This window comes from Streptomyces sp. TRM70350, from assembly GCF_019219825.1.
Lineage (GTDB): Bacteria > Actinomycetota > Actinomycetes > Streptomycetales > Streptomycetaceae > Streptomyces.
In genome coordinates, this window is the sequence record NZ_JAHUXH010000005.1 from 28,447 (window position 1) to 54,238 (window position 25,792).

24 protein-coding genes are annotated in these 25,792 nt (G+C 71.5%); 11 read left to right on the forward strand and 13 right to left on the reverse strand.

Annotated elements, in window-relative coordinates; translation table 11 throughout:
* Window positions 1-54 precede the first annotated feature (54 nt).
* The gene (locus KWI83_RS09810) at window positions 55-1,257 is read right to left on the reverse strand and encodes a sensor histidine kinase (protein ID WP_218513931.1); all 1,203 of its coding nucleotides are present in this window, start codon (window positions 1,255-1,257) and stop codon (window positions 55-57) included.
* Window positions 1,258-1,441: 184 nt separating this feature from the next.
* Here KWI83_RS09810 and KWI83_RS09815 point away from each other — a divergent pair, with 184 nt between their 5' ends.
* The gene (locus KWI83_RS09815; RefSeq protein WP_218514186.1) at window positions 1,442-2,389 is read left to right on the forward strand and encodes an SAM-dependent methyltransferase; all 948 of its coding nucleotides are present in this window, start codon (window positions 1,442-1,444) and stop codon (window positions 2,387-2,389) included.
* Window positions 2,390-2,408: 19 nt separating this feature from the next.
* Here KWI83_RS09815 and KWI83_RS09820 read toward each other — a convergent pair whose 3' ends face one another.
* Window positions 2,409-3,560 carry an NADH-quinone oxidoreductase subunit D gene (locus tag KWI83_RS09820; protein ID WP_218513932.1) on the reverse strand — a complete coding sequence of 384 codons (1,152 nt, stop codon included), beginning with the start codon at window positions 3,558-3,560 and terminating at the stop codon, window positions 2,409-2,411.
* Between the two features lie 32 nt (window positions 3,561-3,592).
* Between KWI83_RS09820 and KWI83_RS09825 the strand changes: the two genes are divergently transcribed.
* Together KWI83_RS09825 and KWI83_RS09830 are read left to right on the forward strand one after the other, a co-directional pair.
* Window positions 3,593-4,144 carry a PH domain-containing protein gene (locus tag KWI83_RS09825; RefSeq protein WP_374106286.1) on the forward strand — a complete coding sequence of 184 codons (552 nt, stop codon included), beginning with the start codon at window positions 3,593-3,595 and terminating at the stop codon, window positions 4,142-4,144.
* Window positions 4,141-5,511, forward strand: coding sequence for a PH domain-containing protein (locus KWI83_RS09830; protein ID WP_218513933.1), 1,371 nt, complete (start codon window positions 4,141-4,143; stop codon window positions 5,509-5,511). Before KWI83_RS09825 ends, KWI83_RS09830 begins: the two co-directional genes overlap by 4 nt.
* A gap of 62 nt (window positions 5,512-5,573) precedes the next feature.
* On the opposite strand, the gene KWI83_RS09835 is transcribed toward KWI83_RS09830, so the two are convergent.
* Complete coding sequence (locus KWI83_RS09835) at window positions 5,574-6,710, reverse strand: hypothetical protein (protein WP_218513934.1); 1,137 nt, start codon at window positions 6,708-6,710, stop codon at window positions 5,574-5,576.
* Between the two features lie 291 nt (window positions 6,711-7,001).
* On the opposite strand from KWI83_RS09835, the gene KWI83_RS09840 reads away from it, so the two are divergent.
* From KWI83_RS09840 to KWI83_RS09865, 6 genes are all read left to right on the forward strand, one after another.
* Window positions 7,002-8,789 (forward strand): phosphatidylglycerol lysyltransferase domain-containing protein, encoded by a 1,788-nt coding sequence (locus KWI83_RS09840; RefSeq protein WP_218513935.1) that lies wholly within the window; start codon window positions 7,002-7,004, stop codon window positions 8,787-8,789.
* A 143-nt stretch (window positions 8,790-8,932) separates the two neighbouring features.
* Window positions 8,933-9,793 (forward strand): dihydropteroate synthase, encoded by an 861-nt coding sequence (gene folP / locus KWI83_RS09845; RefSeq protein WP_218513936.1) that lies wholly within the window; start codon window positions 8,933-8,935, stop codon window positions 9,791-9,793.
* Window positions 9,790-10,293, forward strand: coding sequence for a nuclear transport factor 2 family protein (locus tag KWI83_RS09850; protein WP_218513937.1), 504 nt, complete (start codon window positions 9,790-9,792; stop codon window positions 10,291-10,293). Before folP ends, KWI83_RS09850 begins: the two co-directional genes overlap by 4 nt.
* Window positions 10,294-10,591: 298 nt before the next feature.
* On the forward strand, window positions 10,592-10,951 hold the full coding sequence (gene folB, locus KWI83_RS09855; RefSeq protein ID WP_218513938.1) for a dihydroneopterin aldolase: 360 nt from the start codon (window positions 10,592-10,594) through the stop codon (window positions 10,949-10,951).
* Window positions 10,948-11,559, forward strand: a complete 612-nt coding sequence (gene folK, locus KWI83_RS09860) for a 2-amino-4-hydroxy-6-hydroxymethyldihydropteridine diphosphokinase (RefSeq protein WP_218513939.1) — start codon at window positions 10,948-10,950, stop codon at window positions 11,557-11,559. The genes folB and folK overlap by 4 nt, the downstream gene beginning before the upstream one ends.
* 55 nt (window positions 11,560-11,614) lie before the next feature.
* Window positions 11,615-12,103, forward strand: a complete 489-nt coding sequence (locus KWI83_RS09865; RefSeq protein WP_218513940.1) for a DUF3180 domain-containing protein — start codon at window positions 11,615-11,617, stop codon at window positions 12,101-12,103.
* 16 nt (window positions 12,104-12,119) lie between these two features.
* Here KWI83_RS09865 and folE read toward each other — a convergent pair whose 3' ends face one another.
* From folE to dacB, 6 genes are all read right to left on the reverse strand, one after another.
* The gene (gene folE, locus KWI83_RS09870; RefSeq protein WP_218513941.1) at window positions 12,120-12,725 is read right to left on the reverse strand and encodes a GTP cyclohydrolase I FolE; all 606 of its coding nucleotides are present in this window, start codon (window positions 12,723-12,725) and stop codon (window positions 12,120-12,122) included.
* A gap of 139 nt (window positions 12,726-12,864) precedes the next feature.
* Entirely contained in the window at window positions 12,865-14,904 is a 2,040-nt protein-coding gene (ftsH, locus tag KWI83_RS09875) for an ATP-dependent zinc metalloprotease FtsH (RefSeq protein ID WP_218514188.1), read from the reverse strand.
* 184 nt (window positions 14,905-15,088) lie between these two features.
* Window positions 15,089-15,649, reverse strand: coding sequence for a hypoxanthine phosphoribosyltransferase (gene hpt / locus KWI83_RS09880; RefSeq protein ID WP_218514189.1), 561 nt, complete (start codon window positions 15,647-15,649; stop codon window positions 15,089-15,091).
* 97 nt (window positions 15,650-15,746) lie between these two features.
* Window positions 15,747-16,775, reverse strand: a complete 1,029-nt coding sequence (gene tilS, locus KWI83_RS09885; protein WP_218513942.1) for a tRNA lysidine(34) synthetase TilS — start codon at window positions 16,773-16,775, stop codon at window positions 15,747-15,749.
* Between the two features lie 196 nt (window positions 16,776-16,971).
* Entirely contained in the window at window positions 16,972-18,099 is a 1,128-nt protein-coding gene (locus tag KWI83_RS09890; protein ID WP_218513943.1) for a zinc-dependent metalloprotease, read from the reverse strand.
* Window positions 18,100-18,224: 125 nt separating this feature from the next.
* The gene (gene dacB, locus KWI83_RS09895; protein ID WP_218513944.1) at window positions 18,225-19,802 is read right to left on the reverse strand and encodes a D-alanyl-D-alanine carboxypeptidase/D-alanyl-D-alanine-endopeptidase; all 1,578 of its coding nucleotides are present in this window, start codon (window positions 19,800-19,802) and stop codon (window positions 18,225-18,227) included.
* Between the two features lie 79 nt (window positions 19,803-19,881).
* On the opposite strand from dacB, the gene KWI83_RS09900 reads away from it, so the two are divergent.
* Both KWI83_RS09900 and KWI83_RS09905 read left to right on the forward strand, forming a co-directional pair.
* On the forward strand, window positions 19,882-20,373 hold the full coding sequence (locus tag KWI83_RS09900; RefSeq protein WP_053756473.1) for an inorganic diphosphatase: 492 nt from the start codon (window positions 19,882-19,884) through the stop codon (window positions 20,371-20,373).
* Window positions 20,374-20,487: 114 nt separating this feature from the next.
* Window positions 20,488-22,158 carry a threonine/serine exporter ThrE family protein gene (locus tag KWI83_RS09905; RefSeq protein WP_218513945.1) on the forward strand — a complete coding sequence of 557 codons (1,671 nt, stop codon included), beginning with the start codon at window positions 20,488-20,490 and terminating at the stop codon, window positions 22,156-22,158.
* Window positions 22,159-22,189: 31 nt separating this feature from the next.
* On the opposite strand, the gene KWI83_RS09910 is transcribed toward KWI83_RS09905, so the two are convergent.
* The 4 genes from KWI83_RS09910 to KWI83_RS09925 all read right to left on the reverse strand — a co-directional run bounded on the left by KWI83_RS09910 (window position 22,190) and on the right by KWI83_RS09925 (window position 25,789).
* On the reverse strand, window positions 22,190-23,095 hold the full coding sequence (locus tag KWI83_RS09910) for a DedA family protein (protein WP_218513946.1): 906 nt from the start codon (window positions 23,093-23,095) through the stop codon (window positions 22,190-22,192).
* A gap of 126 nt (window positions 23,096-23,221) precedes the next feature.
* Window positions 23,222-23,983: a MerR family transcriptional regulator gene (locus KWI83_RS09915; protein WP_218513947.1), complete on the reverse strand. Its 762-nt coding sequence runs from the start codon at window positions 23,981-23,983 to the stop codon at window positions 23,222-23,224.
* Window positions 23,984-24,068: 85 nt separating this feature from the next.
* A complete protein-coding gene (locus KWI83_RS09920) occupies window positions 24,069-24,830 on the reverse strand; it encodes an ABC transporter permease (protein ID WP_218513948.1) in 762 nt (253 codons plus the stop codon).
* Window positions 24,827-25,789, reverse strand: a complete 963-nt coding sequence (locus KWI83_RS09925; protein ID WP_218513949.1) for an ATP-binding cassette domain-containing protein — start codon at window positions 25,787-25,789, stop codon at window positions 24,827-24,829. Before KWI83_RS09925 ends, KWI83_RS09920 begins: the two co-directional genes overlap by 4 nt.
* Window positions 25,790-25,792 lie beyond the last annotated feature (3 nt).

Below are 25,792 nucleotides of genomic sequence, written 5' to 3' on the forward strand. Positions count from 1 at the left end.
AGAAGGTCGTTGCAGAGGGTTGTTACAGGTGTCAGCAGGAGGCGTGCGTATACGTCAGTGCGCTGGTTTGAGCGGCAACAGGGCACTGATCCGGAATCCTCCGCCGGGGCGGGGACCCGCGTCCAGGGTGCCGCCGACCATGCCGACCCGCTCGCGCATGCCGATCAGACCATGCCCCTGGCCGTCGGGGCCGCCCTCCTCGTACAGCTCCTGCGGGGCACCCTTGCCGTCGTCCTCGACGAGCAGGCCGAGGCCGTCGTCGAAGTAGACCAGGCGCACGCTCGCGCCCGCGTGGGGCCCGCCGTGCTTGCGGGTGTTGGTGAGCGCCTCCTGCACGATGCGGTACGCGGTGAGTTCGACGCCGCTGGGCAGGGGGCGCGGTGTCCCCTCGATCCTGAAGTCGACGGGCAGTCCGGAGACCCGGCACTGCTCGACGAGATCCTCGATCTGCCGGACGTCGGGCTGCGGGACGTACTCGCCGGTCTCCTGGTGCTCGCCGGTGCGCAGTACGCCGAGCAGGCGGCGCATCTCGGCGAGGGCCTGGCGGCCGGTGGAGGAGATGGTCTCCAGGGCCTTCTTGGCCTGGTCGGGCGCGGAGTCGAGGACGTAGGCGGCGCCGTCGGCCTGCACCACCATCACGGAGACGTTGTGCGCGACGACATCGTGCAGTTCGCGCGCGATCCGGGCGCGTTCGGCGGCGACCGCGACCTTGGACTGCGCCTCGCGCTCCTTCTCCAGCCGGGCGGCGCGCTCCTCCAGCTGCGCGAAGTAGGCGCGGCGGGTGCGGATGGAGTCGCCGAGCACCCAGGCGAGGGCGAACGGCACCGTCTGGAAGATCGCCAGCGCGATGTTGCCCGCGACGCTCGTCTGGAACTCCGGCCAGCGGATCTGTGCCATCGGCGCCGCGCACAGGCCGCCGACCAGCGCGAACCGGGAGGCCCAGCGCGCCCCGACCGCGGCCACGGTGTAGACGATCACCAGCATCGCGAAATTGGCGGGTATCGGCGCCACGTCGAGCGCCAGCTGTGCCACGCCCACCAGGGCCGCCAGGAGCAGCATCTTCTCCGGCATCCGCCGGCGCAGCGTCAGCGCCACGCACAGCAGGACCGTGACCGGCACCACGAGGGCCGGGAGATCGGTCCCGGTGTCCTCCTGGGTGGCCACCCCGCCGACGACCGAGATCCCGAACAGGACGAGGGCCCAGAAGCCGTCGACCCATGTCGGGTGTCGGCGGAGGAAGTCGTAGAGGCGCTGCACGTAACCCAGAGTAGGGAAGCGTGATGCGTGCGGGGGTCAACCGGAGGGCCGATCCGGATGCGACACGTGTACTCCGCAAGGTGGAGGCCACGTTGTCCTGTGCGCCTAGCCTTGCCCTGTGACAAGGGGAGCGACGGACGGCGGGCGGCGCGACGGATGTGGCTGGCGTGGCTGGCGCGCGGCCATGGAGGCGGCGCTGTACGGCCCCGGCGGCTTCTACCGCAGGCCCGAGGGCCCCGCCGGGCACTTCCGTACGTCCGTGCACGCGTCGCCGCTGTTCGCCGAAGCGGTGGCGGGGCTGCTGCGCCGGGTCGACGAGGCGCTGGGCCGCCCGGCGTCCCTCGACTTCGTCGACATGGCGGCGGGGCGGGGGGAACTGGTCACCGGCGTGCTCACCGCGCTGCCCGCCGATCTGGCCGCCCGCACGCGCGCGTACGCCGTCGAGATCGCCGACCGCCCGGCCGGCCTGGATCACCGCATCGAGTGGCTCGCCCAGTGCCCGGAGGGCGTCACGGGGCTGCTGTTCGCCAACGAGTGGCTGGACAACGTGCCCGTGGAGGTCGCCGAGGTGGACGCCTCGGGGGTGTGGCGGCTGGTGCTCGTACGGGAGGACGGGACGGAACGGCTCGGGGAGCCGGTGTCCGGGGCGGCGGCCGAGTGGCTTACCCGGTGGTGGCCGAGGCCGGCCGAGGACGGGCAGCGGGCGGAGATCGGGCTGCCCAGGGACACGGCGTGGGCGTCGGTCGTCGCGCGTGTCGAGCGGGGGCTGGCGGTCGCCGTTGACTACGCGCACACCGCGGACGCCCGCCCGCCCTTCGGGACGCTCACCGGCTTCCGGGAGGGACGCGAGACGGCGCCCGTGCCGGACGGGTCGTGCGACATCACGGCGCATGTGGCGCTGGACGCGTGCGCGCTCCCCGGGGGGCGCACGTTGGCCCAGCGCGACGCCCTGCACGCCTTGGGGGTCGCAGGCGCACGCCCCCCACTCGCACTCGCCACCACCGACCCCGCGGGCTACGTGCGCGCCCTCGCGAGCGCCGGGGAGGCCGCCGAGCTGACGGCGCCGGGCGGGCTGGGGGACTTCGGGTGGCTGGTGCAGCCGGTTGGAATGCCCAACCCGCTGGGCGACTGACCCCCCGCCTCCCCGCCACCTACTTGTCGATGTCCCCCACCACGAAGAACATCGACCCCAGAATCGCCACCATGTCCGCCACCAGGGTTCCCGGCAGCAGCTCGGTCAGCGCCTGGATGTTGTTGTAGGAGGCCGAGCGCAGCTTGAGCCGGTACGGCGTCTTGTCGCCCTTGCTGACGAGGTAGTAGCCGTTGATCCCGAGCGGATTCTCGGTCCACGCGTACGTGTGCCCCTCGGGCGCCTTCAGCACCTTGGGGAGCCGCTGGTTGATCGGCCCCGGCGGCAGCTCGGCGATGCGGTCGAGACAGGCGTCGGCGAGGTCGAGCGCGTTGTGCGTCTGCTCCAGCAGGCACTCGAACCGGGCGAGACAGTCGCCCTCGGGGCGCGTGACGACCTTGAGGGTGTCCTGCAGCTCCCCGTAGGCCAGATACGGCTCGTCGCGGCGCAGGTCGAAGTCGACGCCCGAGGCGCGCGCGAGCGGCCCGCTCACGCCGTACGCGTGCACGGTCTCCGGCGCGAGGTACCCCACGCCCCGCGTGCGCCCCCGGAAGATCTCGTTGCCGATCACCAGGTCGTCGAACCGGTCCATGCGCGAGCGCACCCCCGCGACCGCGGCACGCGCGCGTGCCGTCCACCCGGCAGGCAGGTCCTCCTTGAGGCCGCCGACCCGGTTGAACATGTAGTGCATGCGCCCGCCGGAGACCTCCTCCATGACGTTCTGGAGGACCTCGCGCTCCCGGAACGCGTAGAAGACCGGCGTGATGCCGCCCAGCTCCAGCGGGTACGAGCCGAGGAACATCAGGTGGTTGAGCACCCGGTTGAGCTCCGCGAGCAGCGTGCGCGTCCACACCGCGCGCTCGGGCACCTCCATGCCGAGCATGCGCTCCACGGCGAGGACGACGCCCAGCTCGTTGGAGAAGGCCGACAGCCAGTCGTGGCGGTTGGCGAGCATGATGATCTGGCGGTAGTCACGCGCCTCGAACAGCTTCTCCGCGCCGCGGTGCATATAGCCGACCACCGGCTCCGCGCGCGTGACGCGCTCACCGTCCAGGAGCAGCCGCAGGCGCAGCACGCCGTGCGTGGACGGATGCTGAGGGCCGATGTTGAGCACCATGTCGGTACTCTCCGCGGCGCCGCCGATTCCGACCGTGGTCTCCGTCGTAGGAGTCATGGAACACAGTCTGTCCTACGTAGGCTGGCCGTATGGAGACCGGGAGCCCGGAGGGCGGCAGGACGGTGGGCGCGGAGGGCGGCGGGCCGGCGGGTCCGGAGCGTGTGGTGACGGCCGAGACCGAACCGACGTGGACCGGGCTGCCGCCCGGCCTGCTGCGCATGCGACGGCTGTTGCTGGTGGTGTGGCTGGGGTCGCTCACCCTGGCCGCAGGTCTGCTGCCGGGGCTGCTGGCCGGTCCCGCGTGGGCGGCGTTCGCGCTGGTGCCGCTGGCGCTGATGGTGTGGGGCTGGGTGCTGATCGGCCGCAACTGGCGCTCCTGGCGGTACGCCGAGCGCGCCGACGACCTGCTGATCAGCCGGGGCGTGCTGTGGCACACCGTGACGGTGGTGCCGTACGGCCGCATGCAGCTGGTCGAGGTGACCTCCGGCCCCGTCGAGCGGCACTTCGGCCTGGCCAGCGTCCAGCTGCACACGGCCGCCGCCGCGACCGACGCGACCATCCCCGGCCTCGACCCGGCCGAGGCCGAACGACTGCGCGACCGGCTCACCGAGCTGGGCGAGGCACGATCGGCGGGGCTGTGACGAGGCCGGGCACCGACGACGAGGTACGCCGCGAGGTGACCGCGACCGAGCGGCGGCTGCACCCGGTCACGCCGTTCAGGCGGGCGTGGGCGCCGGTCGCCGTGCTCATCGGGTGGGCGCTGCACGACCCGGACGGGGCGCACCGCCAGCTGACCCGGCTGACGACGACCACGATCCTCATAGCCCTCGCGGTGGTCATCCCGGCCGCCGCGCTGTACGGCTTTCTCAGCTGGTGGTTCACGCACTTCGCGGTGACCGGGACGGAACTGCGCATCCGCACCGGCCTGCTGTTCCGGCGCACCGCGCACATCCGCCTGGAGCGGATCCAGGCCGTCGACGTCACGAGACCGCTCCTCGCGCGCGTGGCGGGCGTCGCGAAACTCAGACTCGACGTCATAGGGACCGACAAGAAGGACGAGCTCGCCTACCTGGGCGAGGCCGACGCACGCACGCTGCGGGCCGAACTTCTCGCGCGGGCGGCCGGTTTCGCCCCCGAGACCGCGCACGAGGTCGGCGAGGCGCCGGAGCAGCGGCTGCTGCACGTGCCGGCGGGCGTACTCGCCGTCTCCCTGCTGCTGACCGGCGCGACCTGGGCCACGCTGGCCGCCGCCCTCGTCGTGCCGCCCGTGCTGTGGTTCTTCACCCACAACCTGTGGACGGTGGTCGCGACCGCCGTGCCGCTGCTCGGCGCGGCGGGCGCCAGCAGTGTGGGCAGATTCGTCGCCGAGTACGACTGGACGGTGGCCGAGTCGCCGGACGGCATCCGGATCGACCGCGGGCTGCTCGACCGGGCGCACGAGACGGTGCCGCCGGGGCGGGTGCAGACGGTGCGGATCGTGGAGCCGCTGCTGTGGCGGCGATGGGGGTCCTCCCGGTCGAGCGGAGCCGAGAGTGGGGGAGGCTGGGTGCGGGTGGAGCTGGACGTGGCCGGGTCGTCCAACTCCGTGCTGCTGCCGGTGGCCCCGCGCGAGGTCGCGGAACGCCTCATCGCGCGCGTACTGCCCGGCGTGACCGTACCGCCCGCCGCGTCCCTGTCGCGCCCGCCGCGACGGGCGGGACGGTGCATGCCGCTGTGGTGGCGGGGACACGGCCTCACCGTCACGGACACGGTCTTCGTGGCCCGGCACGGACTGCTCCGGCGCAGCCTCGCACTCGTCCCGCACGCCAAGGTGCAGAGCGTCCGGCAGGAGCAGGGCCCCTGGATGCGGCGCTGGCGGCTCGCGCACGTCCATGTGGACACCGGCGCCAACAAGACCGTGACAGCCCGCCTGAGGGATGCCGAGGAGGCCGCGCGGCTGCTGCGGGCCCAGGCCGAGCGGTCACGGACAGGACGCAGGGACGCGCGGCCCGACCGGTGGATGGCGTGAAGTCGTCCAGTAAGCGGCGTTTGAACGGGCCTGTTTGAACGGGCCTGCCGTTGCGCGGGCTTTCAGGAGGCCGCGCTGCGCAGCCCGTGGACGTCGATCTGCTCCGTCTCGTCGTGCGCCGTCAGGTCGATCACCTGGCCGACACCGCGCGAGTCCGCGGTCGGGGGCTTGAACTCCGCCTCCGCCTTGTGCAGATCGAGCGCCTCCTGTCCGACCACGTCGGCGAGGTCCTCGTTCTGCACGGCCTCCAGGGCGGCGGACGCCGCGCCCTTCGCCTTCGTACCGAAGAAGTCGAACCCGCCCTCGGCAGCGGGACGCCGTACCGGCGCGGACGTCGGTACGACCGCCACGGCGGTCGGCACGGTGTAGTGCCCGGAGTGCTGCTGGATGTGCGCCGGGGTGGTGGCGGCCGCGTGCTGGTGCCCGTCGGCCGCCTCGGTCTTCCCCCGTGCTTCGTCCTCCTGTGCGGCCTCCGCCCCGGCACCACGGTCGGCGTCGGCCGGAACGGCCTCCTTGGCGGACGCCTCGGCCTCCGCAGCCGTGTCCTTCTCGGCCTCGGCCCTCAGTTCGGCGTCGAAGCGGACCAGCGCGGCCTGCGCCCGCAGGAACAGCCGGGATCCCTCCGGGGAGAACAGCCCCGGCGTCACCGGTTGGTCCTCGACGGCGGTGTCCTCGACCGCGGCCTCGCCGACCTCGGCGGCGTCCTCCGCGTCCGGTACGGGAGGCAGCGCACGCGCGGGAGCGGCGGCCTCGATCTCCAGCAGGCGGCGGCCCTCCAGGGCGCTCGCGCGCTCGGTCTCGGCGGTGGCGTACCGGCGCAGCAGTGCCGCGTGCTCGTTGCGCAGCCCGGCCAGTTCGGCGCGCTTGGCCCGGAGGCGCTGTTCGAGCTTGCCGCGCAGTTCGCGGGACTCCTCCAGGTCGCTCTCCAGTTCGGCGACGCGCTCCTCGTGCCGCCACTCGTCGCTCGCACGCGCGCGCGTGAGGTCGGCCACCTGCTTGCCGGCCTGGATGTCCCAGCGGCGCATGACGACCGCGCCGGCGACGGCCGTCACCGCGGCGGCCGCCGCCAGCCCCCTGAGCACCATCGGCTCCGTGAACACCCATGGGCCGAGGGCGCAGACGAGCGAGACGCCTGCGATCGCCGAGGGAGGCAGCAGCCTGTGCAAGGGCGGTGAATGGCGATGACGTCCACGTGGCATGGCCAGAAACTTACCGCGCGTAGGCGAATCGTGGTGCCCCAGGCGGTAAAAACACAGCCATCGCGGGGCCTTGGAACAGGATCGGCGCGTGCCCGTGGAACAGGGCCGGCACATGGCCGTGAAACAGAACCATGGACCGGCCTTTGAACGGGCTTTGCGAACCGGAGGTGAACCTCGCCCTCCGTCCCACCGTCCTAGAGGGCGCAATGTCGCCGGATGCCCGAATCGGCACCGGAGGCCAACTCTCGCGCAGAACTACGGGATGCGATGTCTGTCAGGGAAGAAGGGAAAATGAGGCGGCTCCGCCGGCCACTGCGCGGTCCGCGCCCCGAGTCCGTTCCCGTCCTCGTCGGCAGGGCCTGTGCCCTCGTGGGCCTCGTGGACATCGCCGCCGGCGTCTTTCCGCGCTTCCGGCACAGCCGTATGCACGCGCTCGCCGAGGTGCTGCCCGGCGCGCTCGGACCGTTCGCGGCGGCGCTCTCGCTCAGCGTCGGTGTGCTGTTGCTGCTGCTCGCCCACGGCCTCAAGCGCGGCAAGCGCCGGGCCTGGCGGGCCGCCGTGGCGCTGCTGCCGGCCGGGGCCGTCGCGCAGTTCACCTACCGGCACTCCCTGCTCGGCGTGATCATCTCGCTGGCGCTGCTCGCGGCGCTGGTGCGCCACCGCGACCAGTTCGCGTCCCTGCCCGACCCGCGCAGCCGGTGGCGCGCGCTGGCCAACTTCGTGCTCATGGGCGCCGGTTCGCTCGTCCTGGGGCTGGTCATCGTGAGCGCGCACCCGCACAGCATGATCGGCGACCCGTCCCTGGCGGACCGCATCGCCCACGTCCTGTACGGCCTGTTCGGTTTCGAGGGCCCGGTCGGCTACGAGGGCACCACCTCATGGACGGTCGGCGTCTCCCTGGGCGCGCTCGGCCTGCTCACCGCCGTCACCACGATCTACCTCGCCCTGCGTCCCGAACACCCGGCAGCGCGGCTCACCGAGGACGACGAGGTCCGGCTGCGCGCCCTGCTGGAGCGGCACGGCGGCCGTGACTCCCTCGGCCACTTCGCGCTGCGCCGCGACAAGGCCGTCGTCTTCTCCCCCAGCGGCAAGGCGGCGGTGACGTACCGGGTGGTCTCCGGGGTGATGCTCGCCAGCGGGGACCCCATAGGCGACGTGGAGGCCTGGCCCGGCGCCATCGAACGGTTCATGGACGAGGCACGCGCGCACTCCTGGACGCCCGCCGTCATGGGCTGCTCCGAGACGGGCGGCGAGGTGTGGAGCCGCGAGACCGGTCTCGACGCCCTCGAACTGGGCGACGAGGCGGTGGTGGACGTCGCGGATTTCTCCCTCACCGGCCGCGCGATGCGCAACGTGCGTCAGATGGTCAAGCGCATCGAGCGAGCCGGTTACGAGACCCGGGTACGACGCGTCCGTGACATCGGCGAGACCGAGCTGGACCGGATCCGCCGCGCCGCCGACGACTGGCGCGGCACCGACAGCGAACGGGGCTTCTCCATGGCGCTGGGCCGCATCGGCGATGCCGCCGACGGCGACTGCCTCGTGGCCACCGCCCACCAGGTCGGCGCCGAGCCGGGTCCGTACGGCGATCTGAAGGCGATCCTGCACTTCGTGCCCTGGGGGACGGACGGGGTCTCGCTGGACCTGATGCGCCGGGACCGCACGGCGGACCCCGGCATGAACGAACTGCTGATCGTCGCCGCGCTGAAGGCGGCGCCGAAGTTCGGCATCGCGCGCGTGTCGCTCAACTTCGCGATGTTCCGCTCCGCGCTGGCGCGTGGCGAGAAGATCGGCGCGGGCCCGGTGCTGCGCGCCTGGCGCGGCCTTCTGGTGTTTCTCTCGCGCTGGTTCCAGATCGAGTCCCTGTACCGGTTCAACGCCAAGTTCCAGCCGCGCTGGGAGCCCCGTTTCGTCGTCTACCGAGCCTCCGGCGACCTGCCGCGCATCGGCCTGGCCGCCCTGCAGGCGGAGGGCTTCCTCAACCTCGGCCGCGCCCTGCCGCGCCCCCTGCGGCGCCGGGAGGCCACCGCGCGCCCCTGCGCGCACGCCGTCGCGGAACGGGACGTGCGCGCGGCCTGACCCGGAGACAGGCCCGAGCGGCAGCCCCGCCCCCTCCAGCCCTGGGGCCCGCCGCTCGGGCCGCGCCATCCCCTGCCGGTCCCCCGCCCGGCCGGGCCGCCCAGGTGAGGAGCCCGGCCCCACCCTGGGCCTACGCTGAACGTATGAACAACCACAGCGGACGCGGGCGGATCGCGGGCCTTCCGGAATGGGACCGCTGCGCGGTCATGGGAGTCGTGAACGTCACCCCCGACTCCTTCTCCGACGGCGGCCGCTGGTTCGACACGACCGCCGCCGTGAAGCACGGCCTCGACCTCGTCACCGAGGGCGCCGACCTCGTGGACGTCGGCGGCGAGTCCACCCGCCCCGGCGCCACCCGGGTCGACGAGGCCGAGGAACTGCGCCGCGTCATCCCGGTCGTCCGCGGCCTCGCCTCCGAGGGCGTCGTCATCTCCGTCGACACCATGCGCGCGTCCGTCGCCGAACAGGCCCTCGCCGCAGGCGCCGCCCTCGTCAACGACGTCAGCGGCGGCCTCGCCGACCCCGCGATGATCCCGGTCGTCGCGCGGACCGGCGCCCCCTTCGTCGTCATGCACTGGCGCGGCTTCCTGGAGGGCGGCAACGTCAGGGGCGTGTACGACGACGTCGTCACCGAGGTCGTCGACGAGCTGCACGCGCGCGTGGAGGCCGTTCTGGAGGGCGGCGTCGCCCCCGACCGGATCGTGATCGACCCCGGTCTCGGCTTCTCCAAGGAGGCCGAGCACGACCTCACCCTCCTCGCCCACCTGGACCGCCTGCGCGCCCTCGGGCACCCCCTGCTCGTCGCCGCCTCCCGCAAGCGCTTCCTCGGCCGCGTGCTGGCGGGCCCGGAGGGCTCCCCGCCCCCGGCCCGGGAGCGCGACGCGGCCACGGCCGCCGTCTCGGCGCTGGCGGCGCACGCCGGCGCGTGGGCGGTGCGCGTGCACGAGGTGCGTGCCACCGCGGACGCGGTACGGGTCGCACGCGCCGTGGAAGGAGCCCGGTGAGCGCTCCCCACACCGACGTCGAGCAGGTCGAACTCGCCAACACCGCCTTCTACGAGGCACTGGAGCGGGGCGACTTCGAGGAGCTGTCCACGCTCTGGCTCACCCCGTCCGACCTGGGCGTCGACGAGACGTACCACGACCCGGCGGACACCGGCGTGATCTCCTGCGTGCACCCCGGCTGGCCGGTGCTCACCGGCCGCGGCGAGGTGCTCCGGTCGTACGCCCTGATCATGGCGAACACCGACTACATCCAGTTCTTCCTGACCGACGTGCATGTCTCGGTCACCGGCGACACCGCCCTGGTGAGCTGCACGGAGAACATCCTCAGCGGCGGCCCCGCGCCCGAGGACGGCGAGGGGCCGGGCCCGCTGGTCGGGCAGCTGGTGGTGGCCACGAATGTGTTCCGGCGCACACCCGCCGGGTGGAAGCTCTGGTCGCACCACGCCTCCCCGGTTCTGACCGAAAGCGCCGAGGACGAGGACGACGAGTCGACCGCCTGAGTGGGTAGGCGCACCACAAGGGGCCGGAAGGGACCCAACAGCGCCGGAAGGGACCGAGCGGGGCTCGAAGGGACCAAGAAGTGGTTGGAATCACGAACCCGGGGGTATGGGCGGCTACCAGCCCGTGAGCCGCCGGATTCCCCAGGGGAAACACGCGATGAAACCTCCCGGCCCTCGCCGGGCCCGCGCCCCCGTGGCCCGGGGTTGTCGGTGTCCGCAGGTAGATTCGTTCGAGGCCGGTGTGCCGCCCGCACACGGTACGGACCGGTCGCACCCGACGATTGCAGGAGTGATTCGCGTGGATCGTGTCGCGCTGCGCGGCCTGAAGGCCCGCGGGCACCACGGTGTGTTCCCCAGGGAGCGCGAGGAGGGCCAGACCTTCATCGTGGACCTCGTCCTCGGCCTGGACACCCGCCCGGCCGCGGCCGACGACGACCTGGCGAAGACCGTGCACTACGGCATCGTGGCGGAGGAGGTCGTGGCCGTCGTCGAGGGCGAGCCCGTCAACCTCATCGAGACGCTCGCCGAGCGCATCGCCCAGGCCTGTCTGAAGCACGAAGGGGTTCAGGAGATCGAGGTCACCGTCCACAAACCGGACGCACCGATCACGGTCCCCTTCGACGACGTGACCGTCACCATCACCCGGAGCCGAGTATGACCGCGTTCTTCACCGAGGGTCACAGCGACCCGACCGTACAGCCGGTACCCGCCTCCGTCGTCGAGAAGGTCGACGCCGCCGACACCACCCTGCACAACCCCAAACGGGCCGTGATCTCCATCGGCTCCAACCTCGGCAACCGCCTGGAGACCCTGCAGGGCGCCATCGACGCCCTGGAGGACACCCCGGGTGTCCGCATCAAGGCCGTGTCCCCGGTGTACGAGACGGAGCCGTGGGGCGTCGAGCCGGGCAGCCAGCCGTCGTACTTCAACGCGGTCGTGGTCCTGAAGACCACCCTGCCCCCCTCCTCCCTCCTGGAGCGGGCGCACGCGGTCGAGGAGGCCTTCCACCGGGTCCGCGACGAGCACTGGGGCCCGCGCACGCTCGACGTCGACATCGTGTCGTACGCCGACGTCGTCTCCGACGACCCGACGCTCACCCTCCCCCACCCGCGCGCCCACGAACGCGCCTTCGTCCTCGCCCCCTGGCACGACGTGGACCCCGACGCCCAAGTGCCCGGCCGCGGCGCCGTCGCCGACCTGCTCGGCGCGGTCACCCGCAACGGTGTCGCTCCCCGCGCCGACCTGGAACTCCAGCTGCCCGAGTAGTCGTTAAGGTCGAGACGGCCACAGTCCGGGGCATCCGGGGAACCGAAGGGACACCGTGAGAGAGCTGCGCATCAGGGTGCTGGCCGGCGTCTTCGTCGTCGCCGGGATCCTGTCCTGGGCGGGCGCCCGCCTCTGGAACTCGATCGGTACGCTCCCGAGCGTCCCCCTGGCCGCCCCCATCGTGCTGGCCCTGATCGCCGCGGTGCTGCTCGCCACGGCGCTCTCGATCCGCGCCCGGCTCAGGGCCCAGCGCGAACGCCGTCCCGAGGCCAAGGGCGTCGACCCGCTGATGGCGGCCCGCGCGGTCGTCTTCGGCCAGGCCAGCGCCCTGGTCGCCGCCCTCGTCGCCGGGATGTACGGCGGCACGGGCGTCTTCCTGCTGGAGTCCCTCGACATCCCGGTCCGCCGCGACCAGGCCATCTACGCCGGCTGCTCGGTGGTGGCGGGCATCGCCGTCATCGCCGCCGCGATCTTCCTGGAGCACGTCTGCAAGCTCCCGGAGGACGACGAGCACAACGGCGCGGGGGCCGCTCCGGCGGCGTGAAACCGCGGCACGTGCCTCAGCGAGCCATGATCAGGCTCATCGCCTCGTTCCGCGTCGCCGCGTCCCGCAGCTGGCCCCGCACCGCCGACGTGATGGTCTGCGCACCGGGCTTGCGAATGCCCCGCATCGACATGCACATGTGCTCGCACTCCACGACCACGATGACGCCGCGCGGCTCCAGGATCTCCATCAGGGAGTCCGCGATCTGCGTGGTGAGTCGTTCCTGCACCTGCGGCCGGCGGGCATAGACGTCCACCAGGCGGGCCAGCTTGGACAGCCCGGTGATCTTGCCGGAGGTGGACGGGATGTATCCCACGTGGGCGACGCCCCGGAACGGCACCAGGTGGTGCTCACACGTCGAGTACACCTCGATGTCCTTCACGAGCACCATCTCGTCGTGCCCGATGTCGAACGTCGTCGTCAGCACGTCCTCGGGCTTCTGCCACAACCCCGCGAATATCTCCTTGTAAGCCCGCGCCACCCGCGCCGGCGTCTCCCGGAGCCCCTCGCGATCGGGGTCCTCGCCGACCGCGATCAGCAGTTCGCGTACGGCGTTCTCGGCGCGCTTCTCGTCGAACTCGCCGATCGTGCCCTCGCCGTCCAGCGTCACGGGGTCGGTCATGTGGTGCCTCGTTCCTGTGCCTGACGCGTGCTGAGACGCGTCCCATCTGTGCGCATACGTCGATGCCGCGCCCCCAGGCTAGAACCAGGGGGGCGCGGCATCCATTCCGGGCCTGGTGGGCCGCAGGGCGGCCCGGGGCTCAGGCTTCGGGACGGTCCTCCGGGGCGGCCGGTTCGGCTGCCGGGGCGGGCTCCGTCGCCGAGCTCTTCGCGGTGATCGCCGCCGTCGCGCCGTTGGCGCCGTTCGTCAGTGCGAGCTCCTTCGGGGAGAGCACCGGCGGACGGGTGGACGGCGTACGGCGGGAGGAACCGGTCCACGCGGGACGCGGCGGCCGCTTGACGATCGGCGCGAAGATCTCGGCGATCTCCTCCTTGCCCAGGGTCTCCTTCTCCAGGAGTGCCAGGACCAGGTTGTCGAGGACGTCGCGGTTCTCGACCAGGATCTCCCACGCCTCGTTGTGCGCGGTCTCGATGAGCTTCTTGACCTCTTCGTCGACGAGCGCCGCGACCTCCTCGGAGTAGTCGCGCTGGTGAGCCATCTCACGTCCGAGGAACGGCTCGCTGTTGTCACCGCCGAACTTGATCGCGCCCAGGCGCTCCGTCATGCCGTACTGGGTGACCATCGCGCGGGCCAGGTTGGTGGCCTTCTCGATGTCGTTGGCGGCACCGGTGGTCGGGTCGTGGAAGACCAGCTCCTCGGCCGCGCGGCCGCCCAGCATGTAGGCCAGCTGGTCGAGCATCTCGTTGCGCGTGGTCGAGTACTTGTCCTCGTCGGGCAGCACCATCGTGTAGCCGAGGGCGCGGCCGCGGGACAGGATCGTGATCTTGTGGACCGGGTCGGAGTTCGGCGAGGCCGCCGCGACCAGGGCGTGACCGCCCTCGTGGTACGCGGTGATCTTCTTCTCCTTGTCCGACATGATCCGGGTCCGCTTCTGCGGGCCCGCCACGACGCGGTCGATGGCCTCGTCGAGCATCTTGTTGTCGACCAGCTTCTTGTCGCTGCGGGCCGTCAGCAGGGCGGCCTCGTTCAGCACGTTCGCCAGGTCGGCGCCGGTCATGCCGGGCGTGCGGCGGGCGACCGCCGACAGGTCGACGTCGGGCGCGACCGGCTTGCCCTTCTGGTGGACCTTGAGGATCTCCAGACGGCCCTGCATGTCCGGGCGGTCGACGGCGATCTGCCGGTCGAAGCGGCCGGGGCGCAGCAGCGCCGGGTCGAGGATGTCGGGCCGGTTGGTCGCGGCGATGAGAATCACACCGCCCTTGACGTCGAAGCCGTCCATCTCGACGAGCAGCTGGTTCAGGGTCTGCTCGCGCTCGTCGTGACCGCCGCCGAGGCCGGCGCCGCGGTGGCGGCCGACCGCGTCGATCTCGTCGACGAAGACGATCGCCGGGGCGTTCGCCTTGGCCTGCTCGAACAGGTCACGGACCCGGGAGGCACCGACGCCGACGAACATCTCGACGAAGTCGGAACCGGAGATCGAGTAGAAGGGCACGCCCGCCTCGCCGGCCACGGCACGCGCGAGCAGCGTCTTGCCGGTGCCGGGCGGGCCGTACAGCAGCACGCCCTTGGGGATCTTGGCGCCGACGGCCTGGAACTTGGCCGGCTCCTGCAGGAACTCCTTGATCTCCTGGAGCTCCTCGACGGCCTCGTCGGCACCCGCGACGTCCACGAACGTCGTCTTGGGGGTGTCCTTGGTGATGAGCTTGGCCTTCGACTTCCCGAAGTTCATCACTCGGGAGCCGCCGCCCTGCATCTGGTTCATCAGGAACAGGAACACGACCACGATGAGGACGAAGGGCAGCAGAGACAGCAGGATGCTGACGAACGCGTTCTGCTTGGTCGGTGTGACCGTGTAACCGTCCGGAATCTGCTTGTTCTGGTACTTGTCCTGCAGCGTGGAGGCGAGGTTGGCGCCCTGGTCGCCGATGTAGCTCGCCTGGATCTTGGAGCTGCCCTCGATCTTTTCGCCGTCCTTGAGCGTGACCTTGATGGTCTGCTCGTCGCCGGTGGTCAGCTTGGCCGCTTCGACCCTGTTGTCACTGATCGCCTGGACGACCTGGCCGGTGTCCACCGTCTTGTAGCCCCCGGACGAGCCGACGACCTGCATCAACACGACCACGGCAAGGACGGCCAGCACGATCCACATGACCGGCCCACGGAAGTATCGCTTCACGTCCATCCATACGGAGCGGTGCCGCCCCGTCCCTCCTGCCATAGTGAGTTTGATAAGACAGTTCTTCTGACGGTACCCCAGCAATGGTGCCCGAAGCCGCACGGGACGGCTGGCGAACCCGTCTGCATGCTCCAACGGCGCGAGACCCGCCGGGGTTCCCGATCTCCCTACAAGGCCGCAGCCGTCCGGCTCAGCCGCCGTAGACGTGGGGCGCGAGCGTACCGACGAACGGGAGGTTGCGGTACTTCTCGGCATAGTCGAGGCCGTAGCCCACGACGAACTCGTTGGGGATGTCGAAGCCGACCCATTCCACGTCGATGGCGACCTTCGCGGCCTCCGGCTTGCGCAGCAGCGTGCACACCTTCAGGGAGGCGGGCTCGCGGGAGCCGAGGTTGGAGATCAGCCAGGACAGGGTCAGGCCGGAGTCGATGATGTCCTCGACGATGAGGACGTGCTTGCCCTTGATGTCGGTGTCGAGGTCCTTGAGGATCCGCACGACACCGGAGGACTGGGTGCCCGCGCCGTAGGACGACACCGCCATCCAGTCCATGGTGAGCGAGGTGGACAGCGCCCGGGCGAGGTCCGCCATGACCATCACCGCGCCCTTGAGGACGCCGACGATCAGCAGGTCCTTGCCCGCGTACTCCGCGTCGATCTTCGCGGCCAGCTCGGCCAGCTTCGCGTCGATCTCTTCCTTGGTGATGAGTACCTGCTTGAGGTCGGCACCCATGTCTTTCGCGTCCACCCGCATCACTTTCGGTCGTCCCACCGGCCGTCTCCGAAACGCCCTCGACCGCGTGAGCGGCCCTCGTGGGGCCGTACGCACGGTCCGGTGGGAGGGTCCGGATTCAGCCTTGCCGAATCACCAGTCTGCCACCCTGGCGCCGGGCGACGACTTTGCCGGGGAGATTGATGGCTCCCTGACCGCGCCAGCCGGTGATCAGGCGGTCGACTTCCTCGATGTGACGGGCGAACAACGAACCGGCCGGCGCACCGGCCTCGATGGCGGCCCGGCGCAGGATCCGGCGGCGTACCGCGGGCGGCAGGGCGTACAGCTTGGCGCACTCCAGGCCGCCGGCGGCGTCGCGGACGGAGGCCTCGGCCTGGCTGGCCCAGGTGTCGAGGGCGTCGGCGTCGTCCCGGGAGAGCTGGGCCGTGCGGGCGAGCGCCCCGACGACGCCCTTGCCGAGCGCCTTCTCCAGGGCGGGCAGTCCCTCGTGCCGCAGCCGCGACCTGGTGTATGCCGGATCCGCGTTGTGTGGGTCGTCCCACACCGGCAGGGACTGGACCATGCAGGCCTTACGAGCGGTCTGCCGGTCGAGCTGGAGGAAGGGGCGCCGGTAACGGCCGCCGGCCCCCGAGACCGCGGCCATGCCGGACAGGGAGCGGATGCCGGAGCCGCGGGCGAGGCCGAGCAGGACGGTTTCGGCTTGGTCGTCGCGGGTGTGACCGAGCAGGACGGCGGCGGCTCGGTGGCGTACGGCGGCGGCGTCCAGGGCGGCGTACCGGGCGTCCCGGGCGGCGGCTTCGGGACCTCCGTCGCGACCGACGCGCACGGCGACGGACTCGGCCGGGTCCAGGCCGAGCTCGCGCAGCCGCTGCACGACCTCCTCGGCGCGCAGGTCGGAGCCGGGCTGCAGGCCGTGGTCGACGGTGATGCCGCCCGCGCGGATGCCGAGTTTGGGGGCTTCGAAGGCGACCGCTGAGGCCAGCGCCATGGAGTCGGCGCCGCCGGAGCAGGCCACGAGCACGAGCGGCGACGGGGGGCGCTCGTGGGGGCCGACGGTGTGGGGGGTGGAGGTGTGCTCGGTGAGGATGTCGTGGAGGACGCGGCGGACCGCCAGGCGTATCGCCGCGACCGCAGGATGGGGACCCATTGTCCGGTTCCCTTCATGAAGTTTTTTCGGGGGGTGAGCCCGAGTTCGGTCACTCAGAGTGTGTAGATGGTGACAGAACCGGGCCGTTCCCCGAGCATTGCACGCCTACCCATGCCTCACGGTCCCTCGGACGGGTGATTGGAGGGGCGTTCGCCTGCCGTCGGCCGGATCCGGTTCACCACCTCTCACCCCGCACTCACGTCTCACTCCTGCGATGCACCCGTGCGATCCAGTCCGCCGGTTTGGCGATCTCCGACTTGGTGGGGAGGGTGTTCGGGGAGGTCCACACACGGTTGAAGCCGTTCGTGCCGACCTCGTCGACGACAGCGCGTACGAAGCGTTCGCCGTCCCGGTACTGCCTGAGTTTGGCGTCCAGACCGAGCAGCTTGCGCAGGGCCAGGTCCAGCCGGGAGGCGCCCTTGGCACGCCGCTGCTGGAACTTCTCGCGGATCTCGGCGACGGTCCGTACGACGTCCGGGCCGACGCCGTCCATCACGAAGTCGGCGTGGCCCTCCAGCAGCGACATCACGGCGGTGAGCCGGCCGAGGATCTCGCGCTGGGCCGGGGTCTGCACCAGTTCCACCAGGGACCGGCCGCCGTCGTCCTCCTCGCCCTCGGGTCGGCCCCCGGCGAGCGTCTGGGCGGCCTCGCGGATGCGTTCGAGGACGGTCATGGGGTCGACGTCGGTCTCCGCCAAGAACGACTGGATTTCGCCCTCCAGGTGATCCCGCAGCCACGGCACGGCGGAGAACTGCGTGCGGTGGGTCTCCTCGTGCAGGCACACCCACAGGCGGAAGTCATGCGGCTCGACGTCGAGTTCGCGTTCGACGTGCACGATGTTCGGGGCGACGAGCAGCAGCCGGCCGCCGCCGTTCTCGCCGGCGGGGAGGTCGCGGGTGGCCGGGGCGAAGGTCTCGTACTGGCCGAGGACGCGGGAGGCGAGGAAGGACAGCAGCATGCCCAGTTCCACGCCGGTGACCTTGCCGCCGACGGCGCCGAGGACCGCGCCGCCCGGGGTGTTGCCGCGCCGCTCCTGCATCTTGCCGAGCAGCGGCTTGAGCAGTTCCCGGAAGCCCGCGACGTTGGCCCGGATCCAGCCGGGGCGGTCGACCACGAGGACCGGGGTGTCGTGGGTCTCCTCGGTGCCCATCCGGGTGAAGCCCCGGACGTGCCCCTCCGAGGCCTTGGCGTGCCGGCGAAGCTCCGCGACGACGGCCCGGGCCTCGTCGCGGCTCACTTCTGGGCCCGGCCGCACGAGCCGGGTCGCGGTCGCCACCGCGAGGTTCCAGTCGACCATCCCCGAAGAAGCACCGATGCTCGTCATGCGTCAACCGTACGTGAGCGGTCCCACTTCGGGCAGGGCGTGGCGGTCGGCGGGGGCCGGGCGGTTCGCCGCCACCTCCCCGGGCACCGGCGGCGGTGAGTGCTCCAGGGAGCCCCGCACCCGGTTCAGCGGGAGGTCGTCAGCGCCGTCGCCGCCCGGTCCAGGGCCGTCTGGGCCGCCGTCGCGTCGGTCGTCTCCGACGCCAGGAAGGCGAAGCCCAGGACACGACCGTCCCGGGTGACGGCCGTCCCGGCCAGGGTGTTCACACCGGTGAGGGTGCCGGTCTTGGCGCGTACGACGCCGGCCGCGCCGTCGGCGTACCGGCCGCTCAGCGTGCCCGTGAAGCCGGCCACCGGCAGGCCGGTGAGGGTGGGGCGCAGTTCGGGTCGGGAAGGGTCGGCGGCCTTCAGGAGCAGCCGCGACAGCAGGTTCGCGGTGAGGCGGCCGTCGCGGTCGAGGCCGCTGCCGTCCTTGAAGCGGGCGCCCTTCAGCGGCAGGCCGAGCTTCTTCAGCTGGGCGTGGATCGCGCGTCCGGCCCCGTCGAAGTCGGCGCGTTCGCCGGTCGCGAGGGCGGTGTGGCGGGCGAGGGCCTCGGCGATGTCGTTGTCGCTGTTGGTCATCATCCGCTCGACCAGGGCCGACAGCGGCGGCGACTGGACCTCGGCGAGGGTCTGGGCGCGCTCGGTCGCCTTGGACGGGCCGGGGGACGTCGTCCGGATGCCGTGCTGGTTCAGGAGCTCCGCGAACTGCCGGGTGGCGTCCGCCGCCGGGTCCGGCACGCGCGGCGCGGGCCCGCTGGTCGAGCCGTCGGTGCGGGCCTCGTCGACCATCAGCGGGCTGACGGCGGCGATGTTGTCGTTGACACCGATGGGATGAAGTTCGGGCCCGGCGTACAGGGTGGTGTCGTACGACAGCGTCACCTCGCGCAGCTCGCGCTCCTTCAGGGCGGCCGCCGTCCTGGCGGCCAGGGTGCGCAGGCTCGCCTGGCCCGCGCTGTCCTCGTGGGCCGTGAGGGTGGGGTCGCCGCCGCCGACGAGGATGAGTTCCTTCGTGTCGGGCTCATAGGCGGTGCGCGTGGTGAGGCGGTGGTCGGCGCCCAGGGCGGACAGGGCGGCGACCGCGGTGGCGATCTTCGTGGTGGAGGCGGGGGTGAGCGCCTCGTCGGCGCCGCTGCCGTAGAGCCGCTTGCCGGTGGTCAGGTCGACGACCACGGCGGTACGGCGGCTGCCGAGCGCCGGATCGGCCAGCAGCGGGTCCAGGACACCGGCCAGGGCCCTGCCGTTCGGTGCCGACTTGACGGTGTTCGCGGCGCCGCCGAGGCCGGTCAGGACCGAGGCGGCGCTGGGTGCGGGCTTGGGCGCGCCGGCCATGCCGGGGTCGCCGCCGTGATCTGTGCCACCCGTGCCCCCCTGGACGGCGGCCCGGTCCCGCTCCGCCGTACGCTGACCTGAGGAGTCCCAGGGCCCCGCGGCGGTCACCACACCGGCGGCCAGCACGAGGCCTGCGGTGGCGGCGACCGCGGTGTACGGCCACGGATTCGCCCCCATCACCTTCCCGACCTGCGGTTTCGCGGCCGACGCCCACCGGGCGAGCCGGGGCGCGGTGGCCGCGCGGGTCCGGGCGAGACGGGGACGTACGGCGTTCGCGATCCGCGCCACATGCGGTCTCGCGGCCCGCCAAGGCCTCAGCTCGGGCACGACCACCAGCCCCTTTCGCGATCACACAGCTGCGTGAGGGACACTTAACCACCAGAACTGCGTGCTGATCATGGAGGAGCCACCGGTGGAGTTCGACGTCACGATCGAGATTCCGAAGGGTTCGCGGAACAAGTACGAGGTGGACCACGAGACCGGTCGTATCCGCCTGGACCGCCGCCTGTTCACGTCGACCAGCTACCCGGCCGACTACGGCTTCGTCGAGAACACCCTCGGCGAGGACGGCGACCCGCTGGACGCGCTGGTCATCCTGGACGAGCCGACGTTCCCCGGCTGCCTCATCCAGTGCCGTGCGATCGGCATGTTCCGGATGACCGACGAGGCCGGCGGCGACGACAAGCTGCTGTGCGTTCCGGCCCACGACCCGCGCGTGGAGCACCTGCGCGACATTCACCACGTGTCCGAGTTCGACCGCCTGGAGATCCAGCACTTCTTCGAGGTCTACAAGGACCTGGAGCCGGGCAAGTCCGTCGAGGGCGCCAACTGGGTGGGCCGGACCGAGGCCGAGGCCGAGATCGAGCGGTCGTACAAGCGCTTCAAGGAGCAGGGCGGTCACTGAGCGCCCGCATCCCGGGTAAACGGGCCGCACGCGCACGCGTGCGGCCCGTCCGCGTGTCTGTGCGCATACTGGGCGATCGGGTGTGTCGTACACGGACAGGGAGCACTGCTCAAGGTGACGGAGGCGGAGGACCGCAAGCCGCAGTCGGACGAGGCCAGGACCACGTTCGACTCCGAGGTCACGTCCGAGTTCGCGATCCCCGACGGGCTGGACGTTCCGAAGACGGCAGGCGAGTCGGAGACGACGTCCGAGTTCGCCGTGCCGGACGGCCTCGACGTCCCGTCGCCGCCCGTCGCCGAGCCCGAGGGGTCGGCGTTCAGCCCGCCGAAGACCTACAGCTCGCGCAGCGCGCCGGCCGCGTTCACGCCCCCGAGCGGGATCCCCGCGGTCCGGCTCACCAAGGACGTGCCCTGGCAGGACCGGATGCGCACCATGCTGCGGCTGCCGGTCACGGAGCGGCCCGCGCCGGAGCCGGTGCACAAGAGCGAGGAGGAGGACGGCCCGGCCGTCCCGCGCGTCCTCGACCTGACCCTGCGTATCGGCGAGCTGCTGCTGGCCGGTGGTGAGGGCGCCGAGGACGTGGAGGCGGCGATGTTCGCGGTCTGCCGCTCCTACGGCCTGGACCGCTGCGAGCCGAACGTCACCTTCACGCTGCTGTCGGTCTCGTACCAGCCGTCCCTCGTCGACGACCCCGTCTCGGCGTCCCGGACGGTACGCCGCCGGGGCACCGACTACACGCGCCTGGCGGCCGTCTTCCGGCTCGTCGACGACCTCAGCGACCCCGAGACCCACATCTCCCTGGAGGAGGCCTACCGGCGCCTCGCGGAGATCCGCCGCAACCGGCACCCGTACCCCACCTGGGTGCTCACCTCGGCGAGCGGGCTGCTCGCCGGTGCGGCCTCCGTGCTCGTCGGCGGTGACCTGATCGTGTTCGTCGCGGCCGCGCTGGGCGCGATGCTCGGCGACCGGCTGGCCTGGCTGTGCGCGGGGCGCGGGCTGCCGGAGTTCTACCAGTTCACCGTGGCCGCGATGCCGCCGGCCGCGATGGGGGTCGCGCTCACGCTGCTGCACGTCGATGTGAAGGCGTCGGCCGTCATCACCGGTGGGCTGTTCGCGCTGCTGCCCGGGCGGGCGCTGGTGGCGGGCGTGCAGGACGGGCTGACCGGCTTCTACATCACCGCGGCGGCGCGCCTGCTGGAGGTCATGTACTTCTTCGTGGGCATCGTCGTGGGCGTGCTGGTCGTGCTGTACTTCGGCGTTCAGCTCGGGGCCCAGCTCACCCCCGACGCGGCCGTGCACATCGCCGAGCGGCCCTGGGTGCAGATCGCCGCGTCGATGCTGCTGTCACTGACGTTCGCCGTGCTGTTGCAGCAGGAACGGTCCACCGTGCTCGCGGTGACGCTCAACGGGGGTGTCGCGTGGATCGTGTACGGGGCGATGCGCTACGCCGGGGACATCTCGCCGGTTGCCTCCACGGCGGTGGCCGCGGGGTTGGTGGGGCTGTTCGGGCAGCTGCTGTCGCGGTACCGGTACGCGTCCGCGCTGCCGTACACGACGGCCGCGATCGGGCCGTTGCTGCCGGGGTCCGCGACGTACTTCGGGCTGTTGTCGATCGCGCAGAACGAGGTGGACTCGGGGTTGGGGTCGCTGACCAAGGCCGCGGCGTTGGCGATGGCCATTGCGATCGGGGTCAACCTGGGGTCGGAGATCTCTCGGTTGTTCCTGCGGCTGCCGGGCGGCTCCGCCGGGGGGCGGCGGGCCGCGAAGCGGACGCGAGGGTTCTGACGCCGGGCGCCTACGGGCCCTTGGGGGCGTCTCAGTTCTGCCGGTGAGGGTCGTACGGGTACTGCTGCTGGCCCTGCTGGTAGCCGTACGGCTGCTGCGGGTACGGCTGGGCGTACGGCTGCTGCTGCGGGTACGGCTGCTGGTAGCCCTGGTTGCCGTACCCCTGGTCGCCGTATCCCTGGTCGCCGTATCCCTGCTGGCCGTACCCCTGGTCGTTCTGGTGGTTCGGCTCGATGCGGCGCAGCTGGGTGGTGGCGTCGTCCATCAGGGGCTGCTGGGCCGGAGGCTGGTACTGGGGCTGCTGGGGCGGGTTCTTCTTGTTCTTCGAGCGGGCTCGCCACAACTCGATGATGATCGGGAGGACCGAGAGGAAGACGATCAGGATCAGGATCGCTTCGATGTTGGCCTTGACGAAGCCGATGTTGCCCAGCCAGGCGCCGAGCAGGGTCACGCCCGCGCCCCACAGGATGCCGCCGACGATGTTGAAGATCAGGAACGAGCGGTACCGCATGCCGCTGACGCCCGCGATGATCGGCGTGAACGTGCGCACGATGGGCACGAAGCGGGCCAGGACCAGGGACTTCGGGCCGTACTTCTCGAAGAACTCGTGGGCCTTGGTGACGTTCTCCTGCTTGAAGAAGCGGGAGTCGGGGCGGGTGAAGAGCGCCGGGCCGACCTTCTTGCCGAACATGTAGCCCGCCTGGTCGCCGAGGATCGCGGCGATGCAGATCAGCACGATGGCCGCCCACAGCGGGAAGTCCAGCTGCTTGGACGCGATCAGCAGTCCGGCCGTGAACAGCAGCGAGTCGCCCGGCAGGAAGAACCCGATGAGCAGGCCCGATTCCGCGAAGACGATGAGGAGCAGGCCCCAGATACCGAAGGTGTTCAGCAGATAGTTCGGATCCAGCCAGCTCGGTCCGAGGGCAAGCGTCGTCACGGTTCCGGGCTCCTGAGGGTCGGGAAGTACGGCGTCGAATACGGCCGGACAAAGCTATCAACGCAAGGTGTCCGCCCCTGGTTCCCCGGTGGTCCTGGCCCGGGAGCGGGGCCCCGGGCCAGGGGGTCAGGAGGTGTGCCGGGCCGCGTTGGCCTTGATCGCGTCGCGCAGATAGACCGCGAGGCCGGGGCGGATCGTGTCGTACGTCTCCGTGAACCGCGGGTCGGACACGTACATCTCGCCGAGGCAGGTGTGCATCTCGTGCCCGCAGTCGTAGTGACTGCTGGAGATCCACTGACGGTGTTCCTCGGCGGCGTCCATGGCCGCCTCGGAGTCCGCCGGCTCTCCCGCCTCCATGAGCGCGACGAAGCGGCCGTTGATCTCCTCGGCCTCGCGCTGGATCCGCAGCCAGTCCTCCTTGGTGTAGGAGGCCGTCCGCTGCTGCGACTGCCGGTAGGCCTCGGAGTGGCCCCAGCGCTGCCCCACCTCGTCCGCGTACTGGTCCGGGTCGATGTCCCCGAACACCTCGAACTTCTCCTCAGGCGTGAGGTTGATGCCCATCGTGCGTGCCTCCATGGCGTGCTCCACGGCCGCCGCCATCTTCTGCAGCTTCTCGATCCGGGCGGTCAGCAGTTCGTGCTGGCGGCGCAGGTGTTCGCGCGGGTCCGCGTCCGGGTCGTCGAGCAGGGCGGCGACCTCTTCGAGCGGGAAGCCGAGCTCTCGGTAGAACAGGATCTGCTGCAGCCGGTCGAGGTCGGCGTCGCTGTAACGCCGGTGGCCCGCGTGGCTGCGCTCGCTGGGCACGAGCAGGCCGATGTCGTCGTAGTGGTGCAGGGTGCGCACCGTGACCCCGGCGTACCCGGCGACCTGTCCCACGGAGTAGCTCACTTCCGCTCCCTTCTCGGTACGCCCTCCACGCTGAGCCCTCACGCCACGTCAGGTGCAAGCCGGAATCGGCGGTGTCATCGCGTCCTCATCGGCTCAGGCGCGCGAAACGCCGTACCGCCAGCGGGAAGAAGACCACGAGCAGCGCCAGCGGCCATAGGACCGCCGCCCACACGTGTCCGCTCTCGCCGCCGGGGTTGCCGAACAGGTCGCGCACGGCCGTCGCCGTCTGGGACATCGGGTTCCACTGGACGACGGTACCGAGCCAGCCGGGCATGGCCTCCGGGGTGGCGATGGCGTTGGACAGGAAGCCGACCGGCCAGACCAGGATCTGCACGGCCTGCACCAGTTCCGGTTTCCCGGCGACCATCGCCAGGTGGATGCCGATCCACAGCATGGCGAAGCGGAACAGGAGCAGCAGCCCGACGGCACCGAGGAAGGCGACCGGTCCGCCGTGCGCGCGCCAGCCCAGGGCGAGGCCGACGCCGATGAGGACGGCGAGGGCGAGCGCCGACTGGAGCATGTCCGCGACCGAACGGCCCACCAGGACCGCGCCGTTGGTCATGGGCATCGACCGGAAGCGGTCGATGACGCCCTTGTTGAGGTCCTCGGTGACGGCGATCATCGTGCCCTCCAGGCCGAAGGCCATGGTGAGCGCGAGCATCCCGGGCAGCAGGTAGTCGATGTAGTCGCCGGTGACGGCCCGGCCGCCGCCGATGAGGTAGCCGAACATCACCAGCAGCATCACGGGGAAGGCGACGTTGACGGCGACCTGGACCGGTTGCCGTGCCCAGTGGGCGAGTTCACGGCGGGTCATGGTCCAGGAGTCGGTCAGTGCGTGCGCGGTCATACGGCCTCCTTCGCGCGGTCGGCGGTGACGTGCAGGAACACCTCGTCCAGGGTGGGGCGGCGCAGGGCCACGTCCTCGGCCTCGATCCCGGCCTCCTCAAGGGCGCGTACGATCCCGGCGAGCGCCGCCATCCGGTCGGTGACGGGCGCGCTGAGCAGCCGCCGGTCGGCGTCGACGGTGATGTCGTCCTTCGGTACGGGGAGCAGCGCGACGGCGCTGCCCAACTGGCCCGCGTCGCGCAGGACGACGTCGATCCGGTCGCCGCCGGTCAGCGCCTTCAGCTCGTCCGCCGTGCCCTCGGCGACGACCCGGCCCCGGTCGACGACGGAGATGCGGTCGGCGAGCTGATCGGCCTCCTCCAGGTACTGCGTGGTGAGCAGCACCGTCGTACCACCGCCGGCCAGGGAGCGGACCGACGCCCACACCTCGGCGCGGCCGCGGGGGTCGAGGCCGGTGGTCGGTTCGTCCAGGTACAGCACCTCCGGGTCGGTGATCAGGGACGCGGCGAGGTCCAGGCGGCGCCGCATGCCGCCGCTGTACTGCTTGACGGCCTTGCGGCCGGTGTCGGCGAGCCCGAAGCGCTCCAGGAGCTCACCGGCCCGCACGCGCGCGTGCCGGGCGCCCAGGTGGTACAGGCGGCCGAACATCTCCAGGTTCTGGAAGCCGCTCAGCTCCTCGTCCACGGCCGCGTGCTGGCCGAGCAGCCCGATGCGCCGCCGCACCTCGTACGCCTCCCGCACGACGTCGTGCCCGGCCACCTCGACCCGGCCCGCGTCGGCGCGCAGCAGTGTGGACAGGATGCGGACCAGGGTGGTCTTGCCGGCGCCGTTCGGCCCGAGCACTCCGTGCACCGCGCCGCGCGCGACCGTGAGGTCGAGTCCGTCGAGTGCGTGCCTGACGTCTTTTCCGTTGCCGTATGTCTTGCGTGCTCCTACGACGGTGATCGCCGTGTCGGCCACTGA

Bases quoted from the DNA above. Each gene is read 5' to 3' on its own strand.
- ftsH (WP_218514188.1), bottom strand. From the start codon at position 14,904: ATGGACGTGAAGCGATACTTCCGTGGGCCGGTCATGTGGATCGTGCTG.
- KWI83_RS09890 (WP_218513943.1), bottom strand. From the start codon at position 18,099: ATGACGAGCATCGGTGCTTCTTCGGGGATGGTCGACTGGAACCTCGCG.
- KWI83_RS09835 (WP_218513934.1), bottom strand. From the start codon at position 6,710: ATGCCACGTGGACGTCATCGCCATTCACCGCCCTTGCACAGGCTGCTG.
- tilS (WP_218513942.1), bottom strand. From the start codon at position 16,775: ATGGGTCCCCATCCTGCGGTCGCGGCGATACGCCTGGCGGTCCGCCGC.
- folP (WP_218513936.1), top strand. From the start codon at position 8,933: ATGAACAACCACAGCGGACGCGGGCGGATCGCGGGCCTTCCGGAATGG.
- KWI83_RS09815 (WP_218514186.1), top strand. From the start codon at position 1,442: ATGGAGGCGGCGCTGTACGGCCCCGGCGGCTTCTACCGCAGGCCCGAG.
- KWI83_RS09820 (WP_218513932.1), bottom strand. From the start codon at position 3,560: ATGACTCCTACGACGGAGACCACGGTCGGAATCGGCGGCGCCGCGGAG.
- hpt (WP_218514189.1), bottom strand. From the start codon at position 15,649: ATGCGGGTGGACGCGAAAGACATGGGTGCCGACCTCAAGCAGGTACTC.
- KWI83_RS09825 (WP_374106286.1), top strand. From the start codon at position 3,593: ATGGAGACCGGGAGCCCGGAGGGCGGCAGGACGGTGGGCGCGGAGGGC.
- KWI83_RS09920 (WP_218513948.1), bottom strand. From the start codon at position 24,830: ATGACCGCGCACGCACTGACCGACTCCTGGACCATGACCCGCCGTGAA.
- folE (WP_218513941.1), bottom strand. From the start codon at position 12,725: ATGACCGACCCCGTGACGCTGGACGGCGAGGGCACGATCGGCGAGTTC.
- KWI83_RS09840 (WP_218513935.1), top strand. From the start codon at position 7,002: ATGAGGCGGCTCCGCCGGCCACTGCGCGGTCCGCGCCCCGAGTCCGTT.
- folK (WP_218513939.1), top strand. From the start codon at position 10,948: ATGACCGCGTTCTTCACCGAGGGTCACAGCGACCCGACCGTACAGCCG.